General features: G+C 72.0%; 5 protein-coding genes. All 5 read right to left on the bottom strand.

All coding sequences use genetic code 11. The annotated features are described in order from the left end of the window. Positions 1-226 (bottom strand): DUF3035 domain-containing protein (locus L2I40_RS19140; protein ID WP_237216782.1); only part of this gene is annotated, 226 nt, incomplete at its 3' end. Next, on the bottom strand, positions 223-720 hold the full coding sequence (gene lspA, locus L2I40_RS19135) for a signal peptidase II (protein ID WP_237216781.1): 498 nt from the start codon (positions 718-720) through the stop codon (positions 223-225). The genes lspA and L2I40_RS19140, both read right to left, overlap by 4 nt. Next, positions 717-3,530, bottom strand: coding sequence for an isoleucine--tRNA ligase (ileS, locus tag L2I40_RS19130; RefSeq protein ID WP_237216780.1), 2,814 nt, complete (start codon positions 3,528-3,530; stop codon positions 717-719). The genes lspA and ileS overlap by 4 nt, the downstream gene beginning before the upstream one ends. Positions 3,531-3,686: 156 nt before the next feature. Continuing rightward, on the bottom strand, positions 3,687-3,992 hold the full coding sequence (locus L2I40_RS19125) for an AzlD family protein (RefSeq protein ID WP_237216779.1): 306 nt from the start codon (positions 3,990-3,992) through the stop codon (positions 3,687-3,689). Then, the gene (locus tag L2I40_RS19120) at positions 3,992-4,720 is read right to left on the bottom strand and encodes an AzlC family ABC transporter permease (protein ID WP_237216778.1); all 729 of its coding nucleotides are present in this window, start codon (positions 4,718-4,720) and stop codon (positions 3,992-3,994) included. The genes L2I40_RS19125 and L2I40_RS19120 overlap by 1 nt, the downstream gene beginning before the upstream one ends. Positions 4,721-4,812: the final 92 nt, after the last annotated feature.

Below are 4,812 nucleotides of genomic sequence, written 5' to 3'. Positions count from 1 at the left end.
CGGGGGCGAGGAGGCCGGCGGCCGTGCGCTGCTCCTGCGGGCGCGGGGCGCCGGGGGTCGGCACCGGCAGGTCGCCGAGGCGCGGCGGGACCGAGAGCGGCGCGCGGGTCGTCACCTGGAACTCGTCGGGCGCGTCGCGGGTGAAGCCCAGCGAGCGCGCGGTGTCGCCGCCGCAGCCGGCCAGCGCCAGCGGCAAGGCGAGAAGGGCGGTGCGAAGGGGGCTCATGGGGTCGAACGCTTAACGCTGCCGGATGGCCGGAACAAGGCGTCGAGCACGAGCGCCGACACCCCCAGAACGATGGCCGCGTCGGCGACGTTGAAGACGTACCAGTGCCAGCCCCAGGCATGGGCGTCGAAGAAGTCGGCGACGGCCCCGAACCGGATGCGGTCGATCACGTTGCCCACCGCGCCGCCGACGACGGCGCCGAGCGCCAGCGCGGTGGTGCGGTTCTCGGCCCGCGCCATCCAGCGCAGCAGGAAGCCCGCGATGACGAGCGCGAGCGCGCCAAGCACCACCTGGGTCCAGGGGCTGTCGCCCGCGAACATCCCGAAGGTGACGCCGCGGTTCCACACCATGGTCAGGTCGAAGCCGAAGGGGCCGAGGGCGACGAGCGGGATATGCCGCACCTCCGGCAGGTCCAACACCTCGAGCATGAACCACTTCGACGCCTGGTCGGCGACGAGGATGACGGCGGCGAGGATGAGGCCGAGGCGCATCATGCGCCGGGCTGCCCTTCCACCACCGCCTCGCAGCGCCGGCAGAGCGTCGGGTGAGCGGCCGACTGCCCGACCTCCGGCAGCACGCGCCAGCAGCGGTCGCATTTGTGGCCCGCGGCGGGCTCGACCTTCGCGGAGGGCTCGGCGCCGGGCGCGACCATGACCTGGGAGGCGATCAGCACCTCTTCCCAGGCCTCGGGCGCGAGCGTGCCGAAGGCGTCACCGACCAGCGTCACCTTCGCCTGCAGCGAGGCGCCGATCAGCCCGTCGCGACGTGCGACCTCGAGCGCCGCCGTCGCGACGCCCCGGGCTTCGCGGAGCGCGGCCCACTTCGCCGCCAGCGCCTCGTCGCGCCACTGCTCCGGCAGCACCGGCCAGTCCTGCATGTGGATGCTCTCGGCCTCGGGGAAGCGCGCCAGCCACGCCTCCTCCGCCGTGAACACCAGCACCGGCGCAAGCCAGGCGGTCAGGCAGCGATGCAGCTGGTCGATCACCGTGCGCGCGGCGCGCCGGCGCGGGCTGTCCTTCGCATCGCAGTAGAGGCTGTCCTTGCGGATGTCGAAGTAGAAGGCCGAGAGGTCGGCCGAGCAGAAGGCGTGGATCTCGGGATAGACGCCGGTCCAGTCGTGGTCGCGCTGCGCCTTGCGCAGCTTCGCATCCAGCTCCGTCAGCCGGTGCAGCACCCAGCGTTCCAACTCGGGCAGCTCGGCATGCGGCACGATCTCGCTGCCGTCGAAGCCGTCAAGGTTGCCGAGCAGCCAGCGCAGCGTGTTGCGGATGCGGCGATACAGCTCGCCCTGCTGCTCCAGGATGTTCTTGCCGATCCGCTGGTCCTCGGTGACGTCGGTGTTCATCACCCACAGGCGCAGGATGTCGGCGCCGGACTTCGACACGACGTCCTGCGGCGCCACGGTGTTGCCGAGCGACTTCGACATCTTGCGGCCCTGCTCGTCGAGCACGAAGCCATGCGTGAGGATCGCCTTGAACGGCGCCACGCCCCGCGTGCCGACGGCTTCCAGCAGCGAGGACTGGAACCAGCCGCGATGCTGGTCGGAGCCTTCGAGGTAGAGATCGGCCGGCCAGGGCAGGCCGCGCTCCGGCGTCAGGGTGAAGGCGTGGGTCGAGCCGCTCTCGAACCACACATCCACGATGTCCATCACCTGCTCGTAGGTGTCGGCGTCGCGATCCGGCCCGAGGAAGCGCTGCGCGGCGCCGGGCTTGTACCAGGCATCCGCGCCCTCCTCGCGGAAGGCGGCGACGATGCGGTCCATCACCGCGGGGTCGCGCAGCGGCTCGCCCGACTGCTTCGAGACGAAGACCGGGATCGGCACGCCCCAGGCGCGCTGGCGGCTGATGCACCAGTCCGGCCGGTTCTGCACCATCGAGCCGATGCGGTTGCGGCCGATGTCGGGCACGAAATGCGTCGCCGCGATCGCCGCGAGCGACTTCGTGCGGATCGCGTTGGCGTCATCCATCGCGATGAACCACTGGGGCGTCGCGCGGAAGATCACCGGCTTCTTGGAACGCCAGCTATGCGGGTAGCTGTGCGTCAGCTTCCCCTTGGCGGCCAGCGTGCCGAGCGCCTCGCAGGCCGCATAGACCGGCTCATGCGCCTTCCAGACATGCAGGCCCACGAAGCCCGGCGCCTGCATGGTGTAGGTGCCGTCGTCGCCGACCGTCTCCGGCACCGGCAGGCCATGCGCGCGGCCGAGGGTGAAGTCGTCCTCGCCATGGCCCGGCGCGATGTGCACGAAGCCGGTGCCGGCCTCGGTGGTCACGAAGTCGCCGGGCAGCAGGGGCACGGGGAAGCCGTAGCCGCCTTGCGCCTCCGGCATGCCGCGCAGCGGGTGCGCGGCGATCACGCCGGCGAGTTCCGCGCCCTTCAGCACGCGCTTGATGCTGTGCGCGCCGAGGCCGCTGTCCTTCTCGAATTGCGGCAGCAGCGCGAGGGCGACGAGCAGGAACTCGCCGACCTTCAGGTGGCTGCCCTCGGCCACGCCCTCGACATGCACCAGCGCGTAGTCGATCTCCTCGCCATAGGCGACGGCGCGGCTGCCCGGGATGGTCCAGGGCGTCGTGGTCCAGATCACCACGGAGGCACCGCGCAGATCCTCGGCCTTCGCTTCCGTGATGCGAAAGCGCGCCCAGAGGGTGGGCGAGACCTGGTCGTGATACTCGATCTCGGCCTCGGCGAGCGCGGTCTTCTCGACCGGGCTCCACATCACGGGGCGCAGGCCGCGATAGAGCGAGCCGTTCATCAGGAAGCGGCCGATCTCCTCGGCGATCACAGCCTCGGAGCCGAAGTCCATCGTCGCGTAGCGGCCTTCCCAGTTGCCGAGCACGCCGAGGCGCTTGAACTCCTCGCGCTGCACGCCGAGCCAGTGGTCGGCGTAGCGACGGCACTCGGCGCGGAAGTCGAGGACCGGCACCTCGTCCTTGTTCTTCTTCTTCGCCCGGTACTCCTCCTCGACCTTCCATTCGATCGGCAGGCCGTGGCAGTCCCAGCCGGGCACGTAGTCGGCGTCGTGGCCGGCCATCTGGGCGGCGCGGTTGATGACGTCCTTCAGGATCTTGTTCAGCGCCGTGCCGATGTGCAGCGGGCCGTTCGCATAGGGCGGGCCGTCATGGAGGACGAATTTCGGGCGGCCGGCGGAACGCGCGCGCAGCCTGCCCCACAGGTCCTGGTCCTGCCAGCGCTTCAGCCAGTCCGGCTCGCGCTTCGGCAGGTCGCCGCGCATCGGGAAGTCGGTCTTCGGCAGGATGACGGTGCCGCGGTAGTCGCGGGCGGCCGGGGATTCGGGTGCGTCGTTCATGGTGCGGGTCTCGGGCGGCCGTCCGGCCGCGGTCAGCTTGATGCGCGAAGGGCCCGGCCTTCAGCCGAAGGCCGGGAGCCTAATTCGGATCGGGCGGCGCACCTGGAACATGACGGACATATGCGGACTGGGGCCGGCGGGGGTCAAGCGCGGCGCCTACCACAACGCCGCCTGCGCCCCCCACACTGCCGCGACCCCGGCGCAGATCGCCAGGCCCAGGTTGCGGGTGGCGAGTTGCACGCCGACCACCGCCACGGCGCCGATCCAGGCCGGCACGCTGCCCGCGACCAGCGGCGGCGTGACATAGGCGACGAAGAGCGCGCCCGGCAGGTGGCGCAGCATCGCCTCGACGAATTCGGGCGGCCGCACGCTGCGCAGGATCGCGTAGCCGCCGGCCCGGCAGGCGTAGGTGACCAGCGCCATGCCGAGGATCGCGAGCAGCACGTCGGGCCGGATATCCATCAGGCCCGCCTCCCCCGCAGCTCGATCCAGGCCCCGAGCGCCGCACCTGCGAAGCTGCCGAGGATCAGCGGCACCGGGACGGGGAGCCCGGCGCGATGCGCCGCCAGCGCCACCAGCCCCGCCGCGATCCAGGGGCCGAGATCGACGCGCGGCCCGCGCCACAGCCCGACCAGGATCGAGACGAAGGCGGCGACCGAGGCGAAGAACAGCGGATGCCCCGGCGGCACGCGGATCGCGCTGCCCGCCAGGTGGCCGACCGCGGTGGTGACGAGCCAGACCACCCAAAGCCCCAGCCCTACGCCGAGCAGATAGCCCGCGTCGCGCCCGCCGCGGCGCTGTTCCTGCACCGCCATCGCGAAGCTGTGGTCCACGAGGGTGGACAGCGTCCCCCAGAGCCGCAGCCCGCGCAGCCGGTCGAGCCAGGGCGCGAGGGCGGCGCCCATCGGCGCCATGCGGATGTTCACCACCGCCGCCGCCAGGATCAGCGCCGCGACCGGCGCCGGATCGGCCCAGAGCTCGAGCGCCAGCAGTTGCGCCGCGCCGGCATAGACCAGCGCGCTCATCAGCACCGTCTCGGCGAAGCTCAGCCCCTTCGCATCGGCGAGCACGCCGACGACGATCCCGAAGGGCACCATGCCGAGCCAGAGCGGCAGGCTGGCCCGCGCGCCGCGCCACACGCCGGCCCGCGTGAAGATCACGCGGCGGGAGGTCTCCGCGGGCTCCGTCACGCGCGACGCGCCGCCAGAAGCCGCCGCTCGGCCGCGTCGGGGTCCATGCGCAGCGCGCGGTCGGCGACCTCGCGCGCGAAGCCGGCACGGGC

This window comes from Falsiroseomonas oryziterrae, from assembly GCF_021864505.1.
Lineage (GTDB): Bacteria > Pseudomonadota > Alphaproteobacteria > Acetobacterales > Acetobacteraceae > Falsiroseomonas > Falsiroseomonas oryziterrae.
This window is presented reverse-complemented; position numbering and strand designations above follow the sequence as displayed.